10 protein-coding genes are annotated in these 25,264 nt (G+C 64.8%); 5 read left to right on the top strand and 5 right to left on the bottom strand.

From position 1 onward, the window contains the following. Positions 1-56: 56 nt before the first annotated feature. The 3 genes from ACGFZ3_RS12375 to ACGFZ3_RS12365 form a co-directional block, all read right to left on the bottom strand. Positions 57-4,868, bottom strand: a complete 4,812-nt coding sequence (locus ACGFZ3_RS12375; protein WP_392921337.1) for an RHS repeat domain-containing protein — start codon at positions 4,866-4,868, stop codon at positions 57-59. Between the two features lie 26 nt (positions 4,869-4,894). Continuing rightward, positions 4,895-6,361 carry a hypothetical protein gene (locus tag ACGFZ3_RS12370; RefSeq protein ID WP_392921335.1) on the bottom strand — a complete coding sequence of 489 codons (1,467 nt, stop codon included), beginning with the start codon at positions 6,359-6,361 and terminating at the stop codon, positions 4,895-4,897. A 265-nt stretch (positions 6,362-6,626) separates the two neighbouring features. Next, positions 6,627-7,259 (bottom strand): hypothetical protein, encoded by a 633-nt coding sequence (locus ACGFZ3_RS12365; RefSeq protein ID WP_392921332.1) that lies wholly within the window; start codon positions 7,257-7,259, stop codon positions 6,627-6,629. Between the two features lie 257 nt (positions 7,260-7,516). Here ACGFZ3_RS12365 and ACGFZ3_RS12360 point away from each other — a divergent pair, with 257 nt between their 5' ends. The 5 genes from ACGFZ3_RS12360 (at position 7,517) to ACGFZ3_RS12340 (ending at position 21,639) form a co-directional block, all read left to right on the top strand. Continuing rightward, positions 7,517-9,829, top strand: coding sequence for a hypothetical protein (locus tag ACGFZ3_RS12360; RefSeq protein WP_392921328.1), 2,313 nt, complete (start codon positions 7,517-7,519; stop codon positions 9,827-9,829). A 430-nt stretch (positions 9,830-10,259) separates the two neighbouring features. Further along, entirely contained in the window at positions 10,260-12,599 is a 2,340-nt protein-coding gene (locus tag ACGFZ3_RS12355) for a hypothetical protein (RefSeq protein ID WP_392921325.1), read from the top strand. Positions 12,600-12,632: 33 nt separating this feature from the next. Further along, positions 12,633-15,566 (top strand): hypothetical protein, encoded by a 2,934-nt coding sequence (locus ACGFZ3_RS12350; RefSeq protein ID WP_392921322.1) that lies wholly within the window; start codon positions 12,633-12,635, stop codon positions 15,564-15,566. Between the two features lie 45 nt (positions 15,567-15,611). Further along, positions 15,612-16,646 carry a hypothetical protein gene (locus tag ACGFZ3_RS12345; RefSeq protein WP_392921319.1) on the top strand — a complete coding sequence of 345 codons (1,035 nt, stop codon included), beginning with the start codon at positions 15,612-15,614 and terminating at the stop codon, positions 16,644-16,646. A gap of 25 nt (positions 16,647-16,671) precedes the next feature. Further along, positions 16,672-21,639: an RHS repeat domain-containing protein gene (locus tag ACGFZ3_RS12340; protein ID WP_392921316.1), complete on the top strand. Its 4,968-nt coding sequence runs from the start codon at positions 16,672-16,674 to the stop codon at positions 21,637-21,639. Positions 21,640-21,722: 83 nt separating this feature from the next. Here ACGFZ3_RS12340 and cydC read toward each other — a convergent pair whose 3' ends face one another. Both cydC and cydD read right to left on the bottom strand, forming a co-directional pair. Continuing rightward, positions 21,723-23,405, bottom strand: coding sequence for a thiol reductant ABC exporter subunit CydC (gene cydC, locus ACGFZ3_RS12335; RefSeq protein WP_392921313.1), 1,683 nt, complete (start codon positions 23,403-23,405; stop codon positions 21,723-21,725). Further along, complete coding sequence (gene cydD / locus ACGFZ3_RS12330; RefSeq protein ID WP_392921309.1) at positions 23,402-25,132, bottom strand: thiol reductant ABC exporter subunit CydD; 1,731 nt, start codon at positions 25,130-25,132, stop codon at positions 23,402-23,404. Before cydD ends, cydC begins: the two co-directional genes overlap by 4 nt. Between the last annotated feature and the right edge of the window lie 132 nt (positions 25,133-25,264).

The raw sequence follows: 25,264 nt of genomic DNA, 5'->3' as shown, positions 1-25,264 counted from the left end.
CCCCTTTGTCTACGGATTTCATGGGGTACTCCCTGGAAGTTGCAACGTGAGATGGGTTACTCGGGCCACGCCAGACTGTTCGCTTTTACAACGCGTACGCGGTCCGCCGCTCGCGGCCCCTCGCCGCGGTACACCGGCGCGGGCACCGCCATGACCCTTTCAGAAAAGGCGACGTGTTTCTGCAGCGCGGCGGTTCGGGGCGCAGGCGGTGGTTGCGCCGGGCGCATGGCGTCGGGCAGCGCTGGACGCGTGCGCGGGCCAATCTTGGCGTAGACGTGACCCCTGCGAGCGCCAGACAGGTAGGAGCCAGACGACGAGCTGACTGAACCACTCCCCTGATACCCGGGCGGGGACACGCTGGAAGCCCTGCTCACGGAGCCGCCTGCGGGCATGCCGCCGGTTTGCGCCATCTGTGCATGCGCGCGGTCGCGCGCCCGGAACGCATCGAGGGCCTGCTGTTGGGACGCGCTCACGCTGTCGTCCAGCGCCTTGACGCTCTTCTGCCAGCCTGCGGGTTCGGGGCTGGCGACGGGACCGGCCCGTGTGTGCCGCAACGCCTTGGCCCCCAGGCCAAAGGTAAGCAGGAGCGCCGCCGTTCCCAAGGTAAACAGCGCGGCCCTTGCCGCTTTGTCCTTGACAATGAACCCACCGGCAAAACCGCCCAAACTCACCATCAAGGATACTGCCCACCATGCGACGTGGCCGCTGGGATCCACATAGTTGACCGGATTATTGAACACATAGCCGTAGCCATTGGCCCCGCCTTCCTTGAAGGGACTCATCGAATCCCGGCTGTGGAAACGCATCAACGCCGGGTTGTAGCTGCGGTACCCACTGCCCAGCAGCTGGCACTGGGTGTCCGGCTCATGCAGCTCACCGTTGTAGCCTAGTCGGCTCCAGAGGGGCGGATGACCGGGAAACCCATAGGCGGTATAGGCCACATCGTGCTCCGCGCCCTGGCGCACCTCCCGCAGCACCGAGTTTCCCAGGTCGGTGGCCAGCAGGATCGTGCCGGAGTCATCGCCGTGCATCTGTTCGGCCAGCAGCCGTCCTTCCGCGCGCAGGAACATCGAACGGCTGTTGTCGTCGGCACGCGCAACCAGCGCCTCGTCCAGGTAGAAGCGGCGCTCGCTACTGCCGTTGGCGCTGCTGCCCACGAGCAGGTCCAGCGCGTCGAAGTGGTAACTGCGAGGCGCCATCGCGCCCAGGCCGCAGACCTGGGTCAGGCGGCCCAGCGCATCGTAGCTCAGGTCGCGTCCCCGCTCGTCGAGGATGAGGTTGCCATCGGCGTCGTAGTCCAGCGCGATGTCCTGTGGATAATCCGGATGGCAGTTGCTGATGCGCTCCAACTGCACCGGATCGGTCTGTGAATAGTGGTACGTGGCGACGTTCTCGCCGCCGTCCCAGCTGGTCCGCACCTGGCGCAGGTTGTCCAGCTCGTCGGAGACGAATATCTGTCGGGTGAACGTCTTGCCCCATGCATCCTGGGGCAGCTCGGTGCCGCTGCACCGATGGATCTGCAGCCGGCCCCGCTGGTCGTAGGTGAAGGTCTCAGCCCGCACCGTGCTGCCGCCCTCGCTCAGTACGCGGGTGGCTATGGCGTCGGCGGCGTCATAAGTGAGCGCCAGTTCGCGTACCGGGCCCCCGCTGTCGAAGCGGCGCAGGGTTTCGCGCCCGAAATCGTCGTACTCCACGGTCACGGTGAGGGTGCCACCACGCGCGCTCTGCGGATGTGCATCGCGGTCGATCGGGCCGCTGGACAGCGTGCTTACCCGGCCGAAGCGGTCGTACGTCACGCGGGTGACGCTTTGCCCCTGCCGGGCGACGCTGACCCGCCCGGCGGCATCGTACGCGTGCGCCTGCTCCATGCCCAGCGCCGTGTAGCTCAGCAAGCGACCGCCCAGGCTGTACGAAAAGTGCGCGACGTCTTCGTGCTCACCTTGCCTGCGGGTCTCCTTCCTGATCTGGCCGGTACTGTAGTACTCGCGATCCAGTTGCACGCCCTGCTCCATGCATGCGACAAGGTCCGAGCTCTGCGGGTCATAGGTATAGTTTGCCGCGGCACCATCCAATTGCCGAAGCGTGACTTCTTCACCCAGCAAGGGCTGGTACTCGTAGAAAATTTCGCGCTGTGCGGGGGTCAGCACGCGGGTCGGACGTGCGTCGCTGCCGGTATAGAAAAACGTACGGCGACGGCCTCCGGTGACGGCCTCGACCATGCGATCCAGGCCATCGAAGGTCTGGGTGCCCAGCACTACTCCGCTTACGCTGATCTCGGTAGGCAGGTCCTCGGCGCTATGCGGCGCGTACACGCGTGTGATCGCATGCCCGCCCGGCACGGTGATCTCAACCACGCGGTCAAACGCATCGTAGCGGTAGGCGGTCGTTTCGTCGCGGGCGTCGATCTGCGCCGCCTGTCGCCCGAGGCCGTCGTAGTGGTTGCGCACCAGGCTCACCGACACGCCGGCGCTGTCGAAGCGCTCGATGCGGGTCGGTTTGCCGAACGCATCCAGCCAGGACTCGGTCACGCCACCGGCGATGCCCGCCGTGTCTGCCAGCCAACTGCGGCGGATGCCGCCGGTCGCCTGCGCGCTGCCGACCGGGTCCAGCACGTCCCATTCGGTAACCCCGTCGGCCCGCGTGGTGTGGCTGCGTTCGCCCCAGCTGTCGTAGCCGTACCCGGTTGGCAGCGGCAGATCGCGCGCATCCAGCCAGTCGATCCGCACCTCCTGGACCAGCTCGCCCAGCGCATTGTGCAGGGCCCTGTAAGTCTGGCGGAACGGTGCCGCCGCGCGGTCGGATCCGCTCGCATCGGCCGCATCGACATCCTGGCGCTCCTCGCCCACCGGCCGTGACACGCCATCGAACCAGGTCCGCGTCTGCACGCCCTTGACGTCGGTCATCACCTGCCAGGCCTGGTCAACGCTGCTGTGGTCGAGCAGGTGGTAGCTGTACTCGCGCGTGGCTTCGAACTCCGTGCCCGGCGCCACCGTCTCGTGGGTGACACGGGCCAACGCATCGTAACGGTAGCGGATCTCGACGCCCTCCTCATCCTGCAGCAACAGCAGCTCGCCGTTGAGCAGGGAATGCTCCTGGGTAGTACTGCGATGGGTGCCGTCGAATCCGGTTACGCTGTCCACCACCTGCAGTACCTGCTCGCCCAGCCGTGCGCTGTCCAGCAGCGTGTACTGGTGGTCGGTCACCGTGGGGTGTCCATTGAGGGTCTGGGTGACGCTCTTTTCGCGTCCCAGCCGCAGGCTGTCGCCCGGGTCATCGAAATACTCGGTCTCGGTGCGCATGACCTCGCCGACGCCGACGTCGACCATGACATCGGCTGCTTCGGCCAGGAACGTGTTGGCATGCGCGCCTGCAAGCGTCGGCAACGCTACGTAGCGGTACTCCGAGCGCAGAGTGGGCGCACTGCCGTGCGTGGCAGGTGCCGGGTACCGGGTCTGGCTGCGCAGATGCCGCACGAACCCTTCCGGGTCGGGCGGACAGTCGCTGCCCTCGCCTGGTGCCGGATAATAGGTGTTCACTTCCCGAGTACCGTTGGCTTCGATCCGCTCAAGCAGGTTGCCGTAATCATCGAAGCGCGTTTCCACGGTTTCCTCGCGGGACCGGCTGGGGCCGTCGGTCAACTCCCAGCGGGTCACCATCGTCTTGGGCAACTGGCAGTAAGGCGGTTGCTCGGCAAACGGCTTGTTGCGGTTCTCATCGCTGTCGGCGTGGTGGGTGGTGGTCACCCGCTTGCAGCAGTTTCCCTGGGTGGTTACTTCCTCCACCAGCAGGTGGAAACGACTGAAGGTGCGCTCGATGCGTCGCTGCACGCGGCCTTGGCTGAGCTGCTCTTCTGTGGTGCCGTAGGTGTAGCTGGGGCTGGCGTCGTACAGATGGTCGCGCCCGTCGTCCGGCCAGCCGTCCAGCGCGCCAAAGCCGAGGAAATTGCCGACCGGATGACTGGACCCGCTCCGGTAGAGATATTGGGTTTCCATCACCGCCTGGCCGAAGCCCGGGTCTACCACATGCCGGGTGACCCGCGGCAGTGGCGCGAACGCATTGCCGGGGAATACATGCCCCGGGTCGCCACCGGTACCGTAGTAGATGCGCTCGTGCCCCCCCATCGGCGTCCACACTTCGGTAATGCACACGATGTCGCCGCGCTTCTCGTAGTCCAGCTTCCAGGCTGCACCGTCCTCGGTGGGCAGGCGTATCCGGGTGACCCAGCCGTCGCCGTTGAGTTCAAGCACAACGCGCGCCATGGGATCGCCACCCGCCCCTGCTCCCGGGAAGAACTGGAGTTCGACCTCGTTGTCGCCCGAACGCAGCACTTCGAGCAGAAGGCGGCCATCGCCTTCCTGGATGCTGCTCAATCGTTGGCCGCCCAGGAACGGGACATAAGCCAGCTCGATCCGTCGTCCGTCCGGACCACACACCTGCACCGGAAGTGCGCGGATATCGCTGCCGCTGCCGCCGTTCTGAAGCACCTCCACCAGCCCGGACCGATGCACCACGGTATAACGGCCGCCGCCATCGATGTGGAAGTGGAAGCTGTCGAGCTTCTTCTCTTCGATCGTCGGGATCGCGCTGTCGCCGGTTACCGTGAAGCTCTCGCCGGTGCTCAACGACAGCTGCCGACCCCGTTCCCGGAACTCGCTCAGGCCGATGCCCCACCCCACGCCGAAGCCATCGTCGCCTGTGTTCATGGGGTTGAAGCTGATCGCAAGCGGGAACTCCGGTCCGGCCAGCGCATTGCATTTCAGCGCTGGCAGAGAAAGGGACATGGTGTATTGGCCGGTACGTTCGTCCACCCCGTGCTGGAGGTAGCTCAGGAAGTTGAAGGCATTGGAATGCACAGCGGTTGACGACATGTTCGTGCTCCTCGATGCAGCTGTTGTCAGCCGAACCACATCACATCGGTCGACGGAAAATGGAACCAGGTCTGCCCGCCGTCGAAGCTGACCTTCGCGCGGATGATGAACCGGAAGTTGGGTTTCAGCGTCGTGAGGAATGCTGTCGGCAGTGAGCCACCGACACTGCGCGCGCCCAGCTCCTCCTCCGAGACCGGAACGGCATCGCGAACGACAACTTCAGTGGGTGCGTTGGCCGGCGTGATTCCTTCGACCTGCAGCGTAAACGGCTGACCAGCGGCGGCGAACGCCCAACCCGTCACGTATAGGTCCGCGCCGTTGGGAACGTCCTGCAGCGAGATTCCGGGTTTTCCCTGTGCCTGCCGACACTGCGGGTTTCCGGTGAGCGGCAGCGGGCGGACCCAGAGATGAAAGGGATCGGAGCGATGTACCCGGCCACTGGGCAGCGTCATCCTGTAGAACACGTCGAAACGCTTGGCTTCCCCGCCCATGTTCGCGGCCACGAACGCCGGCGGCACGAAAAAGCGGCGCGGCGCTGCCGGGTCCTGCGGCGCAGTGGCCACATAGCGGCCGCCTTCGGCATGTCCGTCCCAATGCAGCTCCAGCGCCGCCCCGTCTTCGATCTCGACCGATTCGGGGATATCGATCAGCGCCCCGCTGATCGCATTGGCCGCGAGCAGGTACCCCTTGTTCTCGCCCGCCCCCCCTTCGGATTGAGCGTCGTCCACCAACGGCGGTGGCAGCACCAGCGGTGCAACGATGGTCAGGGTGACCGGCTCGGACGACTTTGCATCACCGAGCCGGGCGTACTGGTAGCGTACCTGGATGGTCGTGCCCACCGAGCCCTGCAGCCACTCCGGGCCAATATGGAGCGGAATGCTCCCTGCGCCGATCTCCGCCTCCGTCACCCGATGCCAGGCCAGCGTGCTGGCGTCCTGCTTGCCCTGCCAGTACAACAGCACCCAGTCGTCTCCGGCGGCGCCCGGATAGAGCGGAACCAGCACATTCAGACCCTCCGGGAACAGCGACGGGTCCAGCTCCGTGCCGGCCTGCCCTTCGATCGTCGCTACCGGCAACAGCGGTGCCACCGGTGGCTTGATCGTGATGAGCTGTATGAAAGACTCCAGGCTTTCGCCGCCCGCCCGTGCCACGCGGTAACCGGCCTCGACCTGCTCGTCCAGCATCATCAGCAGCTCGCCCTGCGGCAGCGACACGGTCGCCGCGACGCCCACGCCAGCCGCGTCCAACGTGACCGACTTGCTCCACCCGGGCAAGCCGCTCAGCGGATCCAGGGCAAACGTGATCTTGTCGCCCACTGCCATGTCCGGGTAGGGCACGGCAACCACCAGGGTGGACGCACCCATCGTCTCGGCATCGATGGCAAGATCATGCCCGTCGCGGATCTGAGGCACGGGCAGCGTGGCTGCCACGCGCGGCGCCGCGAGGCCGGCAGCGGCCTTCGATGCGCGTTGAACATTCGCTACTGCGGTCATGGTGCGTTCCTCAGCTGTCCAGCAGCCAAAGGAACCAACGCCCATCGCTCAAACACCGACTCCCTGCCGGCATGACATCACCGGTAGTGGCCTCCCCCGAGGCGCACCGTGGTTCGTGGCTCCACATACCCGTTACCGATCTGCTCCAGCCTTCTCACCGACAGATCGCATCACTGGGAGGCAAAAAGTAATCCCGGTACAATTAAGATTACGTGACAGAAGCCCGGAGCCAACAAACGCGGCTCCGGGCATCGCATTTTCCGGTTCACCACACCGTAGCGCACTTGTAGTACGTAGGCTTTCGCTCGTCACCGAAGTGCGAGCGGTAGGTCATCACCTGGTTTGCGCCACAGACGAACCTGCCGTGGTAATACTCATCGTCGATCTTCTGGGATGGGCCGCTGCTGATGAACAGCTCATCGCCAAAATGGTCGAACAACGCCGCGCATCGATACTTCGTACCTTCGCCGGGCTTGTCGCTTTCCTCATCTCCGTCATGCTTCCGGCCAACCATCACCTTGTTCTGGTGTTGGTCTTCGTCGCACGAGTATCTGTGATCCTGCTCCGGCAGCAGGTCTGACCATGGCACCACCTCTGTGGTTGTCGCCTCTCCACCCGAGACGACGGTCGCGCACAGATGGCGAGTGCCTTTGTTCTCATCCGCCTCCCACACCCTCTCCCGCCCCACCAGCACCTTGCCGGGGTCGCACTGAAACTCGCTGTTGTTCTCCGCTTGCCACTCGCTCCAGGTCGCATCCTTCACGACGGTGGCCATTGCCCTGGTCGTACCTTTGGGAGCTTGTGGGAGCGTAGGCGTTTGCGCCGTGCATGCAGCGACGCAGAACATCATCGCGGTGCCGGACAGAGCACGTCGCCAGCCATTTTTTGAAGATTGCATGAGGATTCTCCAGGAAACCGCTGCACACCAACACGTCAGCGGGCCATGCCGCTGAGTAGGGTGTGCACAGACAGTCCCCCGCGAGGCGGAGCATATGGCACCACGTCGCGTCCCACAACCACGTTAAGCTCCGCATAGCGCTTCACCCTGCCTTAATGAGCGGCCCCCTAGGGTCTGGCTGCGGCGCGGAACACAGCCACGCATCGGCGTGCCTCGGGGGAGGCCGTTTCGGCGCGCCCATGTCGACAGGAATCGCCATGAACCAATCCGACCCATCCGGGAAGACCACGATGGCCGAGGTGCTCGCCTGGCTGAAGAAGTCGCCGCGCACGCATGGGTGGGACTGCCTGATGATCTTCGACCGCGAACAGGTCAACGGCCTGCTGATGCAGGCTTACGTCGCCAACCTCAACAGCAGCACGTTTCTGGGCCCCGTCACCGACACGGTCACGATCCATCCAAACACGCACTGGGAGCACATTTACGATTACGTTCTGGATACGCCGCGACTCACGTTCAATCGGGGCTCGATCCGGACCGCAACAATCACCCTGACGATGCGGGTCATGGGCGGAACCCAACTCACCGTACGAAGCATTGGCGCGGGGCCAAAATACGTCAGCAGCATAACCGCGATCGACCCATTGCAGGGTCCGTCCCTGACTGCACAGGTGGACCTCAATTCTGCCCATGTCACGGTGGACGCCAACGGGCGTTCTCGCATGAAAATCGCTGCAGCACGTGATTTCAACCTGACGTTCAACGACGAGAGCGGCGGTCGCATGATCGGCGGATCCTTCTTCGAGGTGCTTTTCAGGGCGCTTCCAGACGACAGGAAGTATCTCCTCTTGAACACGCTTACGCCTGCCCCGGGCTATGGCGCCTTTCTTCCAACAAAAATTACCTTCAGGATGTTCCAGGGACAGAATGGAAAGCATGCCCTCATGTGCTTCGTTGGAAGTGCTGATACACGCGAAGCGAGTCTTCCGTCCGATGAGGCTGGCTGGGTTTATCCACTGCCAGACGGATACTTCACGCTGATGCTGTTTGGGAATCATTTCCTGACTCGAAAAGCGATGCTCGATTGCATTCATGGTCTGACTTCGGACACGGAAGTCATATACAAGAGCCAGATCAGCCCCGGCGCTGAGCCCGGGGAGGTTGCGATAACGGCAGGAGAAACCGCCAGACTGCATCATACCGTCGAGAACGCCGCGCCCTTCAGCACGTTCGAACTCGATTACAGTTTTCCGCTGATCCACGCCTACGGAAACGTCCAATGCCTGGTGACGTGTCGCCATGCAGATCTGATTTATCGATGGTCAGGGATAACCCCCAACGGCTATTACCTGAAGGCAACCACGACCAGCCCCACCCGCAGCTGCAACTGGAAGATCGACTGGAATTCCGAACAGGGGTTCGACCTTCGCTGCACCGCCGACGATGTGACGATGGTACGAAGATTCGCCTGGTTGCATCTGCACGCCAACCCGGTTGCGCCAGTCGATTCCTACTATGCGCCGCACCTTCCCACGATGACGGAGTCCATTGCGCTCCACCTGGATGAGTTCTTTCGGCAAGGGCCCGCCTACGCCCCAAGCCCGACAACGCGGATAGACATCCTGCAGCTGCACAGCCTGCTGTTCCGTACCCAGCACCTGATGACCCTGGAGGAGGCTTCGCACGAGATGGACCTTGCCCTGTTCGGAAAGCAGGTCGCGCGCAGAACGCTGTTCGATGTGGTTCCGCCGGATGCCACCATGGGAGCGGCCTCCACCCTGCAGTTCTCCATCCACTCCACGCTCCCTCCAACCGCCCAGCCGTTCTGGTGGGTATTTGGCGTTCCGGGATTCGTTGGGGACCGCGGATCCATCGACAGCAACGGACTTTATACCGCGCCGCCCACCGACAAGATACCGGGCTCCTACAGCCTGGTCCGGGTCCAGGCATCGGAGGGCGACGCATCCAGTTCGGCGATGCTGCGCATCGTGAAGCGGGGTGTGGCGGTCAATCCGCTTGCAATGACCACGTGGCTCGGCGCAAATCCCAGCAGAATGGGCGCAGGCACCCTCGACCGGGGACCGCTCGACTGGACCCTCAGGAGCCGGACTGGCGCGACCTTGAGCGCCATCGACATCGGGCAGCACCCACAGTACGAAGAAGGCGACCACTTCTACGTTCCCGGCACGTCGCCCTCGGGCAAACCCTTCAGCGTGGACGAGGTCATCGTCACCAATCCAAGGACCCAACAGTCGCATAGCGCCTGCGTGGTGGTGATGGAGCAGCGGGCCGAGTTCTCGATTACCATCGTCGACACCCCCGCCCTGCCCGACAACCAGGTGCAACTGCACTTCGGCGGAAACGATGAGACCCCTACGGTGAGCTGGGAGCTTCTTGCAGGATCCGGATCGCTCAGCAGCACGGGCGTCTACACCTTCGACACGTACTCCGCGCACAGGTTTGCCGTGATCGGCGCGTCCTTGACCCTGTATGGCATGCTGTTCGCCAATGTGCTGATCCTGCCCATTCCCCTGCTCGAGCTCGATGAGGTCAAACGCGTACTGCGATGAAGGGGAGTTCGATTCACCTGATCTTAATGCCGACAGGCATAGCGTTTCGCTTCCGCGACCTGCAGTTTCCAGAATGCCTCGCGGAATAAGTGGGAGCCACCCACACGGTGCGCCTCGGGGGAGGCCACTTCCGGTGAAGTAGACCGGCAGGAGTCGGTGTCAGATCGTCGGCCATGCCCGACGTAGAGTGTTGGTCCAAGGTTCCCTGTGCTGCCGCAGCGCCAGGGGTTTGCCATGACTGTGTCGACACCGCAACACCGGATGATCAGATCGCGACGCGGGCCGCCTGTGGCCGCCGGGCGCCTGCCCGCCTCGTAGCGCCCCCAAAACGGGTTTCCCTTCCCCTTTTCGTGCGTCCGGCCGCAGGCGCGCCCTGTATTGCCGTACCTGACGTCCGCGGTGTCCTCTGCCTGAACAACGGAGAAGCCTCATGTCCAATACCTCGAATTCACCCGCACTGAAGTCCGAGCAGGAGATCGTGAACTGGCTCAACAAGCACCCACGCACCTCCAAGTGGGACGCGCTGCTGATCTACGACCGCCTCAAGGCCAACCAGCTGTTGTTGCAGGAGTACATCGACCGTTTCACCAGTGGGACCTTCCTCAAGCCGATCACGGACAAGGTAACGGTGGACCCCAATACGCACTGGGTCCATCTGTACGACTACGTCCTCGACTACCCGCGCATTTCATTCGAGAAGAACTCCTTTGGCGATTCCACGGTGTCCCTGACCATGAACATCATGGGGGGGACGCAGATGACGGTACAGAAGGATGCAATGTCACCGAAGGTGGTCACCCAGATCGAATGGATCGACGCGCTGCAAGGGCCCAAACTTACGGCAGACGTGAAGCTGTGGTCGCTTCCCATCCAAGTAGATGAACGCCATCAGGTCTGGTTCGATATCGCCGCAGCGCAAGATTTCCGACTGTCATTTGCCGACACCGACGCCGTCCGGGAATCGGGTGGCACTTTCTTCTATCAACTGTTCCAGGACCTGCCCGACGACCAGAAGCGGTATTTCCTCAATACGCTTGAGCCGGTGGACGAAAACGACTTCCTCGACCCGATCCGCGGGGCCATCATCATCTTTCCGGCGCCCGGGTCGAAGCAGCGCAGTTCGCCGCATTACGGCGACGGCGCGCTGCTGTACTACGTCGCCGTGAAAGGCACCGAAAACACCGAGCTTCCGGCCGACGAAATCGGCTGGGTGTACCCGATACCGCAGGGTCGCAGTTCGCTGGTGCTGCTCGGAAATCATGCACTGATCAAGAAGATCGTGTCCGATGGCATTCGCAAGCTTTCCGCTTCCGCCGAAATCGAGTACGAGAACGAGGATAACGCCGCCGCACCGGTAGGCACGGTGAGCGTGACTTCCGGGCAGACCGCCAAGCGGATGTTCAACCTCACCTCGCCCGCGTTCAGTATCGTCGAATTTTCCTACGGCCTGCCGCTGGCGGCCGGAAAGACGGCGTTCACCATCGTCACCAATGAAGGCAAACTGAGCTACTCCTGGAGCGGAACGTCCAGTGACAGTACGCAGGAAGCGAAGTTGGTCAGCTCCGGTCCCGCCGCATATTCGCTGTGGACGTTCAATTGGCGCGTGGAGGCCGTCGGGAGATTCCAGCTGGTCGATGGGACCGTCGTGCTGCGCCGCGACGATGATGTCACCATTGAGGTCAGCGCACGTCCAAAACATCCGATGGCTGTCGAGCACGAGGCGGATCTTGCCACCCTGGTGCCCGCCATTGAGCAGGGGCTGCGTGAGGATTTCATCCAGCTGCTTGACGTCGTCATGGCGCCGTCCAGGGAGATCGACCTGTTCCGCCTGCATGGACTGCTGTTCCGTGGCGACAATCTGGTTGAACTCAACTCGGTTCACTTTCCCACCGATCTGGCGATGTTCGGCGATGTAAGCCCCAAGCGCACCACCTTCGTCGTGGACCCGCTGGAGCCGATCGTGGCGCCCGGCTCGAAGACCACCTTCAAGGTCCTGCCCGAAGCACCAGCGGGCCAGACAATCCGCTGGAGTGTGGAAGAAGTGCCGGGCTATGGGGCGCAACAGGGCAGCATCGATCAGAACGGGGTCTATACCGCCCCGGCGGCGAGCACCATCCCGGGCAGAAACTACACCATCGCCAAGGTCAGGGCGTCTACCGATGCGCACGAAAGCTCCGCCCTGGTCCGGGTGGTGGTGCGCGACGTGGTTGTCAATCCGCTGGTCAAGACCAGCGAGTTGGGCGGGGCCAAGACCAAGCTGGGCGCGGGTACCCTCGACCGGGGCGCGCTGGAGTGGACAATCAAGAGCCAGACCGGCGCCACCATTGAACCCATCGACCTCGCCGAACACCCGGAATTCGAGCCCGGCGACCATTACTACATTCCGGGCAACACCCCCAGCGGCGAACCGTACAGTGTCGACGAAATCATCGTCACCAATCCACGCACCAACAATTCCCATTCCGCCTACGTGCTGGTCGCCGAGGTAAAACCTTCGCTGACCATTACCGTGGTCGACGATCCGGACCTGCCCGAGCATCAGATTCAACTCCAGTACGGCAACGACGAGACGCCGCCGGCCACCTGGACCCTGCTGGCCGGTGGGGGGGAACTCAGCAGCACGGGCCTCTACACCTACGACCCGACGTCGGTGCACCGATTCGCCGTGATCAGCGCTACATTCGATGGGATGGGCATGAGCTTCGCCAACGCGCTCATCCTCCCGGTACCTCTGGTGAACCTTGAAGAGATGCGGCGGGTTCTGGCCTGACCCTCGACCTTTCCAGCCAATGGGAGAACCACCATGGCTTCACATTCGGTAGATGACATCCTGGCGCAGCTGGAGAAGGGCGCGTTCACCCATGGGTGGGGGGCGGTTGCGGCCTTCAGCAGGGAGCGCCTCAACGCGATGCTCGCTCAGCAGTTCACGGCGGCTTTCTCAGCGGCCACCTTCCTGCCACCGCTCAGTGGCGAGATGCCTCTGGATGAAGATGGGCACATTACGCTGCGCTTCGACAACCTCATCTTTGGCGCGCCACGGCTGTCGTTCGAATCGTCCACATTCAGCACCAACCGTGCAACGTTCACCATTCCGCTGATTGGAGGCGACGTCACCCGGATTCGTCGCTCCCCCCTGCTGCCCGACCGCCTGCTTGCCACGGCCCGCATCACCGAAGGGATGGACTACGTGTTGCAGATGGAAGTCAAGCTGCGCGAAACGGGCAGCAGCGTGGAGGATGCGGGCCACATTTCGATCAGCCCGTTCAACGAACCGCGTGACCCGCGCTGCAATCTGATGACACCGGGCTTTGCACAGACGCGGATCGGCCAGTTCCTGCTCGAGCACCTGCTGGATCTTCCCCTGCAGCGCTCGACTTACACCCTGGGCCTGCTCAACGCCGGTACCCATGGACCGCTCAGCCCCACCGACTTCACCGTTCTCACCTACGCCGCCCCGGGTGCTGAACGGACAGGGGCCGCCAACCACGGCGATGGCGCCGTGCTGATTTTCATGAAGCTGAAAGGCTGGGACAACCACGAGGTGCAGCTGCCGAGCGATGAAGCAAGCTTCCCCTACCTGATTCCAGATGACGTGCGCGACGGCAGGCCGCTGTACTCCGCTGCGATCCTGATCACCCACAGGTTGTCCCACTTCGTGGACGACACGCAGCTCGCCGCACTGTCCAGCAGCCTTCTGCCGCGCGGCTATGCCTTCGTGGAAGGAGAGAACGCGCGCCACACGCCGTACGATGTGGTGGCATTCGGAAACCTGGACACCACCGACGAGCTCGTCACCATCGAGCCCCTTGTCATCAGCCTGCGCGACGGTGCGTCCCAGCAGTTCACCGCGCGCGACGGCAGCGGAGCCGTCGTCCAGGCCGCCGGGTGGAGCAGCGAAAGCATCGAGAAGCCGCTCGCATCAGGTTCCATCAGTGCAGGCGGGCTTTATCGTACCGTCGACGAACCCATCATGGGCAGCAATGTGCTGCCCACGGTGGTGACCGCGCACTACATCAAGGATGGCCAGCAACGGCAGACCTCTGCGCTGGTCATGGCCCGTTTCGAATCCTTGAATGTCTCCCCGCTGGCGTGCACCACCTACCCGGGCGCCGAGGAGCCGATCGAGCTGGCCGCCTCGTCGGTGAGCGGCGGTACGCTGCGCTGGCGCCTGCTGGCGCCGGCGCTGGGCACCCTGACCGATCTGGGCAACGGCCACGCGGTCTACCAGCAACCTGCCGACATGGAAGAAGAGCTGCTGGTCCAGCGCATCGAAGTACTGGACGAAAGCACCAACGAGGCCGTGGAAGCAGTGGTCGTGCTTTACAAGAAGGCTGGACTCGCCCTCGATCCTCCATGGACCGGTGCATTGACCGGACGGGGGCAACATGAGTTCCAGGTACCGCAATCCACGCTGGACGACCTGGTACGCCAACATCGCAGCTCGATCGACCAGGACGCGTTCACCTGGCGGCTGCACGGCGACGGCGAGATCAGCGCCGTCGAAGGGCGGGCGGTGTATACCCCGCCCGCCACGTTGTCGCGGCAGCCGGTTGCGGTGGTGGAGTGCGAACTCGCCATCGCCGGCATGACGCTCGTCGGGTTTTCGGTGATCGAACTCACCACCCGCCTGCGCGAACATCCCACCTGGAAAAGTGTGCATGACTTCAGGCTGGAGCCGATGCAAGGCACACAGGCCTTTGCCAACGGCATGCAGCAGATCCCGGTGAGGGTCACCATCGAGACCGCCCCGGTAAACATTGATGGCGTCTCCTACTTCATTCCGATCAGCCTGGTGGAGGAGGCCACGCTTCGCCTTGTGGACCTCGGCAGCAAGCACGACGTGCCGTACGTGGACAGTGACGCCGAAGGTATCGAACACGACACCGGCTTGGTCTGGGCGACGTCTGATGTCCGCAACCGGTTCCGACCGTATGCTTCGGCAACCCTGACGCCCACGCCGGGGCGGCGCGGAAACGAGGAGGCCACCCGCCGCAAGGAGCTGTTCATCCACCTGGCCAACCCGGTAACACCGGAATTCTTCGCACGTTTCACTGACAAGGATGACCGCATCTGGGACTCGCTGGGCATCAGCGAGAACGACACCATCAGCGTGCAAGGCATGGCCGTCCCCACCCCGGTCCTTGAGGATTACACCTTCGAGTACACCCGGGTCTGGAACGGCGAAGGCGATATCGTGGAGGACGACGCCTTCAGCTACATGCTGGAGTCAGTGGACTTCTGGCGCCTGAGCTACCGGCGCATGGGCGTCGCGATCGGTTTCTCCAGCCTCAAGATCGAAGGCAACACCTCCACGCTCCAATACGAAAGCGAGCTTCTGGACGAGACATTCGCCAGCTTTACCGGGTTCGCCTTCGTTCCCATCGTCCATGGCGGCAACCGGCCGACCGAGCCTGCTGGCCTGTCGTTCGACCCCTACCTCACCGGCTTGTTCAACAGCGTGGCGCACGCACCGCCGGACGGCAACTTCTGGCAGCAGCCGCCCTCGCCCGGCGAACTGCTGGTCAGCAACCACCGCGCCGCCGACCTGCCCTACTGGTACGACGGCATGTCGCAGGGCGACGCGCTGCGCAACTACCGCAGCATCCTCGACCGGCCGGTGAGGTACGTACTGCGCGACGAGGACGGCAACCGGCACAGCCTGCAGATCGGCTACGCCGACACGAGCATTCCCGGCAGCCGCAACCAGCTCATCCTCGTGCGTACGCAGAAAACCTGATTCTGCGGCGCACCCCCGCTCACTCCCCAACACATGGAGCATGCCATGTCCAGCACCCCACTTCCGCTTCATTGGACACTCGCACTGCTGGCGTTCCTCGCCATCATGCCGTGCCATGCAGGCGCGCAGACGCTTCCCGAAACGCGGGTCACCATCGTGCCCGACGCTGTCTGGTCGCCCCCCGAAACCGAGGCAAAGCAGGACTTCAAGTGCGAGACTGGCAAGGTGTTGATCGGCCGCAAGCGCCACCTGGGCGACGACGAAAACTCCGACGAGAACGACGATACCCAGTACCTGTGTGGCAGACCCATGCAGCATGGCGCGCCAGTGACCCTGAAAGACCCGGAACACTCCCCTTGGTACAAGGAACACGACCACGTCTTCGTCGCGCCCGCGGATGCCTTCGTGACCGGCAGGTATCACTGGAAGGACGAGGAGGGGAATTCGCGGTATCAATTCCACCGAGGAGTCAACACGCGCGGCGAGAAGGTATGGACCCAACCGGAAGGCGAGTGGTACAAGCACTCGGAGGGTGGCGCGCCCACGTTCACCTGCCCCGACAACCAGGTCATCATCGCCCGCTCCCACGACGGCGACGAGAACGGCGAGACCGGGTATCTATGCGCCTCGCTCTGGGCAGCGCCGCAGCGAGATGCCGTCGGTACGATCGTCCTGCTCGACTCGAAGAATGTTCCCTGCACATTGGATGTGCCCAACATTCCGACGGGCGCCACCTGGACCTACATCCTGCGTGCCGTACATTCGCCCTGTCGCCCCGATGATGCCACGGCGATCCAGCTGTTCATGGTTCCCTCCGCTACGCGCATCGTGCTCGGCGACGGCGATACCTGCGAAAAGAGACTCAGCTGGATCGAGCTGCGCACCAACCAGCAGCCCACCCGGATGGAGGGCCAGGGAGAGGGCGTCAAATTTCCGGACCTTTTCAAGGTGGCCAACAACCGCGTCATCCGCCCGGGTGTGATCAAGGTCGATGGCGACCCCAAGACCAACGATCTGCTGAAGGTACTGAGCTGCGTACGCATCACCGTTTCTGCCGAGCCGCCGGCACCGACCCGGTAGACCGCACTTTTCCAGGAGCCAGACCATGTCCTCGACCTCCGTGCACTCCAACGCATTCAACTTCAAGAGCTACTTCGACCACGGGGTGGACCCGCGCACCGGGTTGTATACCCTGTCGCTCTCGGTTCCGGAGCTGAAATGCAATGGTCTCACCGGACCGACCTTTCCGTTGTCAATCACCTTCAATCCGATGAACACCATGGATGAAGGCTTCGGTGTGGGGTGGAGCATGAACCTCACCGAGTACCGGGCGCGCGACCACCAGCTGTCGTTGAGCAACGGGGAGTCGTTCACCGTCACCGGCTCTGGCGCAGACCTGGGCGTCGAGGAACAGAAGCTCGACAGTTTTCACCTGCATGATGACGGCGGCGGTCAGCTCACCGTGGTGCATCGCGACGGCCGCGTGGAAGTGCTGCGTACCGGGGGCAGCGCTGACAAGGCGCGGGCCCTGCCAGTGACCGTGATGTCGCCGGAGGGCCGTCGCCTGGACATCGACTACGTGTCTTTCCGGGGCGGCCAGCGCCTGTCCAGCGTGCGCGAGCACAGTGGCAGGGTCTTGTTGGACGTACTTCGTCCGGGCGACAGCGAGGTGGAACTGCAGTTCTTCCCGGGCGCCGGCGAGGACGGCGCGCCGCTCGCACGCTACCTGCTCACCCTCAATGGCGATGGCTGGGTCGATAAGATCATCCTGCCAACCCAGGAAGAGGCCTGCTGGCAGCTGGCCTACGAGGTCCACAACGACTACGTCCACCTCACGGAGCTGTGGTCGCCTACCGGCTCTCATGAAGTCGTTTCGTATTTCACCGGTGGCGACGAGGGCCACCGGTTTCCGGGCGACGCCAGGCCAGCGGTGCCGCGGGTGACCCGCCATCTGCTGGAGCCCGGCTTTGGCCAGCCGCCCATGGAAACCCGCTACCAGTACCGCAGTACCCGCAGCCACCCGGCCGGAAACTTCCTCGGCCAGGGCGCGCTGGACGACTATCCCGACGACGGCCGCGACAATCTGTACCGGGCCAGCCCCGATTTCCACTACGGCACCACGATCGAGCTGTGGGCGGACGGCGCGCTGCAGCGCAGCGTGGAGCGCACCTTCAACCGGTTCCACCTGCAGGTGGAGGAGGTCAGCACGCAGGGCAACTGCGTCACCCGCGTCACCACCACCCACTACGCCGACACCGATGAAAACCGCAACAAACCGTTTGCTGAGCAACCGCCTTACTGCCAGTTGCCCAAGACCGTGGTGAGACGCTGGGAGCTGACCGACGACCCCACCCAGGCTCGCGAAGAGGTGGAAGAAACACGCTTCGACGACCACGGCAACCTTGTCGAACGGATCACCGCCGACGGCGTCCGCGAGGTCAATACCTATTACCCGGCCTCCGGGTCGGGCCAGCACTGCCCGCCCGACCCGGAGGGCTTCGTGCGCAGCCTGCACACCCGCACCCGCCACCCTGCGCCTTCGGAGTACGGAAACGCACCGACGTTGTGCAGCACGCGCACCTATACCGCACTGAGTGCCCTGGACGGCGCGCACGCCGACAGGTTCCTGCTGGAGCACGAGGACGTGCAGGTCCAGGTGGATGCAGATAACCGGGAAGTCCGCCGTGCGACGCGGACCTGGTTCGAAGATCCGGCCGACGAGCTGCGTTTGGGTCGTGCGCGCACCACGGTGGAAACGATGAACGGACTGAGCACCACCACCGCCCACGACTATCGTGCGTTCACCAATGCGCGGCTGGGCGCGGACGTGCTGGAAATCACCGAGACCGTGACCGGCTTCGACGGCAGCGTGCAGACCGCGGTCGAAGAGCATTCAGTACTCAACGGAAATACCCTGCGGGCGCAGACGGCTGACGGTGCCATCTTCGAGTATGCGTACGATGCGTTGGGTCGAGTGACGCTCGAAACGGTGTCCCCGGGCACGCCCTTTGAAGCGTCGCGCCGCTATGTCTACCACCTGATTGGCGAAACTGGGCGCAGCGACGATCAGGCCTGGCAGGAAGTCATCAATGCCGCGCAGATCACCACACGCACCTGGTTCGACGGCCTGTCCCGTGCGATCCTGGAAGAATGCCAGGACGTGGACGCGGCGGCGGCGCGCGGCCTGGCGCCCGCAGATGCTGCCTTCCGCACGGTGTATCGGGCCCGGCACAACAGCCTGGACCAGGTGGTCTGTGAGACGCACGTCGACTGGCACGGCGAAACCGACCTGGAACTGGTCAGCCAGCATGAATACAACGATTGGGGCCAACGACGCCGCACCACCACGCCCGATGGCGTGAGCGAGATCCATGAGCGTTCCCCGTTCGGTGGAGTGGGCGAGGTGCAGCGGCACTGGCTGGAAAGCGCCTCTACCCCTCCCCAGCGCAGCAACGTGGAGGTGATGTGGTTCACTCTCTCCGGCAAGGCCGCCAAGGAAGAACGACAGGACGCAGAAGGCAACGCCGTGTTCACGGTGACACGATATTTCGACGGCCTGGGGAACTGCGTGGAATCGCGCGACGATCTGGGCGACAACGAGGAACGGGTGACCCGCTTCGACTACGACGTCTGGGGTCGGGTGATCGGCACCACCCTGCCCGACGGCACCCTGGTCGAGCGCGGTTACGCACCGCACACGGTGGACTCCATGCCAACGCGGCTGCAGGTCACCGATGTCGAAGCCGAACTGCCCACCGTCCTGGTCGGCGAACAGACCTTCGACGGCCTGTCGCGGTTGTCGACTCGAACCGTGGGCGGACGTCGGGAGCAGTACCTCTACGAGGGGGGGCACCCGCAGGTACACCAGCGGATCACGGCCGCCGGCGAGACCATCGAATATACCTACCAACGCAGCCTGGTCGACTCGCCGCAGGCCATCCTGAGCACCGATGACACTGCGCGCTTCGACTACCACCCGAAGAGCGGTATGGTCACCGCAGCCCACAACGACACCGGCAGCCAGGTCTACGACTACAGTGCCAGTGGCCAGTTGGTGGCCGAACGCCGCCTGCGCGGTGAACAGACCGTGCATGCCAGTCATTTCACCGCGTCGCGGCTCGGGTTGCAGATGCGGCGACTGGACACCGGGCCCAAAGGTGGCGACGTGGAGACCGTGTCCACCTACAATGCGAAGGGTCAACTGGTGCGCACCACGCAGGGCGGGCTGGTGGCGCGCTTCCGGTACGACGCATTCGGTCGGCTGCAGCGCACCACCACCGACGACACGATCAGCGGCGAACGGGTGGTGACCCGGCAGGCTTACGATGGATTCGGCCGCGAAATCCGGCGCAGCATCGACGCAGCCGGTCAGGTGCTGGAACAGATCCAGGACTGGCGCGGCGACAACCAGATTGCGCGGCGGGTGCAGACACTGGACGGCGTCGTGCAGCTGGAAGAAACCTTTACCTACGACCTGCGCGGGCGCCTGCAGATTCAGCAGTGCGCCGGCGACAGCCTGCCGGTGGACCGCCATGGCAACGCCATATCCATGCAGGCTTTCACGTACGACGCGTTGGATAATCCGCGCATGTGCACCACGCGGTTTGCGGCCGGCGGCATGGATCGGGCGCGGTACACCTACAGCAGCGAAGACCCCTGCCAGCTGATCACGGTGACCCATGACCATGCGGACTACGCACTGGAGGAGTACCGTTACGACGCGGACGGCAACATGCTCAATGACGAGCAGGGCCGCACCCTGCGCTACGACTGCCTGGGCCGGCTGCTGGAGGTCGGCGGAGGGCCCTCCGGAAACGTGCTGGAACGCTTCCACTACAACGGCTATGACCACCTGAGCAGCCAGTTTGATGGCGCCGGCAACGAGATCCAGCGCTTCTATGAAGGCTACCGCCTGCACCATGAGGTCAGCGCGGGCGCCACCCTGCACTATCTGCACGTGGACGACACGCCGCTGGCAGAGCACCAGGCCGACCTGCCGGGCTCGACCCGGCTGTTGCTGGCCAGCGCGATCGGCAGCGTGATCGCCGAGCTGCACGGTCAGCAGCTGCTGCAGCGGGTATACAGCGCGTATGGCGAAAGCGCCGACGCCGGAGGCAGCCACCTGGGCTACAACGGCGAACGGCGTGAAGCTACCGGGTGTTATCTGCTTGGAAACGGCTACCGCGCGTACAACCCGGTGTTGATGCGGTTCCACAGCCCGGACACACTGAGCCCCTTCGGGGAGGGCGGGATCAATACCTACATGTACTGCAGGGGCAACCCGGTGCTGTTCCGCGACCCCAGCGGTCATTACCAGGAGGGGCCGGACTACATTGAAGAGCCCAAGCAGGAGGGAAGGAGCGACTTTCTGGCGTGGCTGGGTGTGGCCGGAAGTGCGGTGATGGCCGCGATATCCCTGTTCTCATTGCCTTGGACCGGCGGTCTGTCGGTGGCACTGGTAGCGGGTGCCGTGGGTGTGCTCGTACAAGCAGCAGGGGTGGGACTGCAGGTTACAGGGGTGCTCAAAAACGACAACAACTTGTACTACGCAGGCATGGCCGCCGGCCTGGTGGGTTTTGCCACAAGCATGTCGCCGCAGATGTTCAGCGGATTGAAGAATTTCGGCGGGTGGGTCAAGGCAAAATTCGGCAGCGGCGCAGCAGCAGGCGGCAAAGCCGCGGCGGCCGCGGCGGCGGCGGGCAAGGGCGCCGCTGCAGCAGGACCCGGCGTGGCGGCATCGGCGGCCGCAGCGCCGGCCCCCATTTCGCTGTCGGTTCGGTCGACCGGGCCCAGTCCGCGCAGCTCCGTGGATCTGGGTGCGGGTGCGGGTGCCGGAACGGGCACCGGCGCGGGTGGAGCCTCGCCGGCGGTGGTGGCGCCGACGGGAACCACTCCGCCGCCTTCACCGCCAGCGACGCCGGTGCCGCAGGCGCGCGCCGAGGCGCACCAGTTCCTCCGGCCCAAATTGGCCGCCAATGCCGACCAACTGGAGAATCTGCTTGCCGCGGTGAGGAGCAGCAACCTGTTCCGCGCTCAGCGGCTCAAGCACGTGGGCCCGAACCCAGTGAGCTGAGCTCGAGCCAGCCCAACGAACAGGACAGCGCTGGCCAGCAAACGGTCAGCGCTGTCCCCGCGAGGTTGAGGACGTCACTGCGGTCATAAGGGTGGCAGCCCCAGCGCACCCGCATCCAACCGATAACGCCGATGCACGATCCCGTGCGGCAATACGTCATGGGTAATCATCACCAGACTGCGTCCGTCCAACGCGGCCACCATGTCCTGCAGCAACGCATGCGCGGTATCCACATCCAATCCTTCTGTCGGCTCGTCCAGCAACAGGATGGGGGACCGGCGCAGAAGAGCTCGTGCCAGCGCCAGCCGCCTTGCCTGCCCGGCAGACAGGGTGGCGCCGTTCTCGCCCACCCACGCCTGCAATCCACCCAGTCGTTCGGCCCAGGCCTGCAGGCGCACCTCGGCCAACACCTGCCACAGCCGCGCGTCGCTCGCATCCGCATCGCCCAGTCGCAGATTGTCGGCAATACGTCCGGCAAACACCGGCGCATGCTGCGGTAACCACGCGATCTGCCGGTGCCAGTCGGCCTGGGCCAGGCTGCGGATGTCCTGCCCGCCGTACAGCACGCGCCCTGCGTCAGGGTCCCACAACCGTAACAGCAGCGAAGACAACGTGGTCTTGCCACTGCCACTGTCGCCACCAATGGCGATGCGCTCGCCGGGCGCAACGCGCAGCTGCACGCCCTCCAGCAACGCACGGGCCTGGCCCGGCCAGCGGAAGCTGACGTTTTCCAGCGTCAGTTCACCCGTCTGCGCAGGCAGCGCCAGCGGCACGTCAACGTCGTCCACACCCGCGGGTTGATCCACAATGGCCTCCAGCCGTGCCGCCGCCACCCTGCCGGACAACCACGATTGCCACGCCAACCCGATGCCGGCCCACAGTTCGATCAACGCAACAGTCAGAAACACCAGCGCAGAGGCGATTGCGGCGTCGATCGCGCCGCGCTCGAACCCGCCCAGCGCCACCCACAGCATGCCGACCAGCCCAACGCCTGCGCACACCCCATGCAACGCGTTGCCTGCCACCAGCCGCCAGCGCCGCCGCCGGTCGCGCGCACGCAGCTGCCTGGCTGCCACCAGCACACGGCGGTTCCAGTCTTCGCGGGCGTGCAATGCGGTCAGATCGGCCGCGCCTTCCAGTCCTTCGAACGACTGCGCGCGCAACTTCGCACGGTGCAGCGCGCGGTCGGTTTCGTGCGCGCCGGCTCCGCGCACGGTCAACCACGGCACGCCGACGCCGATCGACAGCGTCAGTACCCCCAGCAGCAGCGCAGCCGGCGGATAGATCAGTGCTGCCGACAGCACCGCCACCAACGAAACACCGCCCAGCGCCAGCAACGGCCCGATGGCGCGTACCAACAGGCCATCCACTTCGCCGATGTCCGACATCAGGCGCGCCAGCAGATCGCCGGTACGCACCCCCGCCAATCGGGCCGGCGCCAGCGGCAACGCGCGGCGGAAGAACCACACGCGCAGGTCGCGGGCGATGCGCAGGGTGACGTCGTGCCCAACCAGCTTTTCGAAATAGCGCGAGACGATGCGCGCCATGGTCAGGCCGCGAATCCCGGCCGAGGGCGAGAAAAAGTTGAAGCCGCCGCCCAGCCCGGCCGCACCGGCCAGCGCGGCGGCGGTGAGGAAGCCACCGGACAGGCCAAGCAGCGCGGTGCCAGCGAGCATGGTAATCCACAGCAGCAGCACGGTAAGCAGGAGGCGGCCGCGATGGCGGGCGAATACCTGTTTCAGCGAATCGAGGCGGGAGGCGTTCATGCGAGTTCCCCTTCTACCTGCGCGCGCCCGGCGGCGGTCAGGACCAGCCGCGTGTCGGCCCAGCGCATCGCGGTCTCGCTGTGGGTTGCAATGATCACCGCGCGGTCGCGCGCGAACGCGGCCAATGTCTGCAGCAGCGCCGCTTCGGTATCGGGATCGAGAAACGCAGTCGGCTCGTCCAGCAGCAACAGCTGCGGGTCACGCAGCAGCAGCCGGGCCAGGCCGATGCGGCGGGCCTCACCGCCGGAGAGCCCGAACCCCCGTTCGCCGATCACCGTATCCAGCCCCTCGGGCAGGTGCGCGGCGAAGCGCATCACCTGGGCCGCTTCGGCCACCGCCTGCAGGCGCGCATCGCTCACGCCGGGATCGGCCAGGCGCAGGTTGTCGGCGATGCTGCCGTGGAACAGGTAGGGGCGCTGGCCGGCATAGCCGACCTCCAGCCCGGGACGCAGCACGATGCTGCCTTCGCGCGGCGGCAGCCAGCCGGCCAACGCTTCCAGCAGGGTGCTCTTGCCGCTACCGCTCGGCCCCACCAGCGCCAGGCGCTGGCCCGCTTCGATCTGGAACGAAAGCTGCTGCACCACGTCGTGATCGGCCCCCAGGGGCCGCAGCACGAGGTCACGCACCACCACCGGCGGGGCGTGCTGCTCCACCAGCTCGGGCGCGCGCACCGGAGCGATTGCGCCCTCGCCCGCCGCCTGCTGCCCGGGCAACTCGCCGAGCAGCCGCTCCACTTCAGCAGCAGCAGCCAGCGCATTGGCGCGGTCGTGGTAATGCGCGGCCAGCCGCCGCAGCGGCGCATAGAACTCCGGCGCCAGCAGCAGGCAGAACATGCCCGCCCCCAGCGTGGGCACTGCCGCGTGCAGCGACATCAGGCCCAGGTAGCTCAAACCCAGGTACAGCGCGACCATCGCCACGCTCACCGAGGCGAAGAACTCCAGCACGGTGGAAGACAGGAAGGCGATCCGCAGCACCTTCATGCTGCGCTCGCGCACCCCCTCTGCCGCAGCAGCCACGCCTTCCAGCTCCGCTTCACCGCGCCCGTACAGGCGGAGCAGCCCCAGCCCCTTGATGCGATCGGCAAAATGCCCGCTCATCCGCGCCAGCTCGCCCAGCTGCGCCCGCCCGGCCGCTTCGGCGCCCCAGCCCACCAGCATCATGAAGAACGGCACCAGCGGCGCGGTGAACAGCAGGATCAGCGCCACCACCCAATCCACCCAGGCCACGGCCAGCAGGATCAGCAGCGGAACGACCACGACTTCGGTCTTCACCGGCTGGTAGCCGGCGTAGTAGCTCTCGACCGCGTCGCTGTGGGCCAGCATCAGCTCGCCCAGCTCGCCGGTGCGCTGCTGGCGCAGCCACAGCGGGCCCAGCGCCATCAGCCGGCGATAGATACGCTCGCGCAGGGTCAGCCGGGCCGCATCGGCCACATCGCCGGCGGCGGCCTGGGTGGCGCTGCCCAGCAGGGCGCGCACCGCCAGTATGGCCAGCAGGCCCAGCAGCACCGGGGTGGCGGCCGCCAACGGACGGCGCTCCACCAGCACCGTCTGGATCAGCCAGGCAATGGCCGCGGCCTGTCCGATCAGCAGCGCGCCGGACGTGCAGATACACAACGCGGCCAGGCGCTTGCGGCTGCGGGCGCTGGCGGCCAGGCCGTCGAGCCACTGCAGGCGTTGGCGGCGAAGGCCGGTGGACTCGATGGCGGGCGCGTCGGGGGGTATGCTCAAAGCGGGTCACTGGCGGCCACAGGGAGGTGCCGACCATTGTAATGGGCGCCGGCGTACCCTCCCCGTGCGGCACGCGGTCGCAGTGGGGGCTGCCCACGATCCTCGCATCTGCCTGTTCATACATTGATCTCA

The organism is Stenotrophomonas sp. NPDC047960 (assembly GCF_043204395.1).
GTDB lineage: Bacteria > Pseudomonadota > Gammaproteobacteria > Xanthomonadales > Xanthomonadaceae > Stenotrophomonas.
This window is presented reverse-complemented; position numbering and strand designations above follow the sequence as displayed.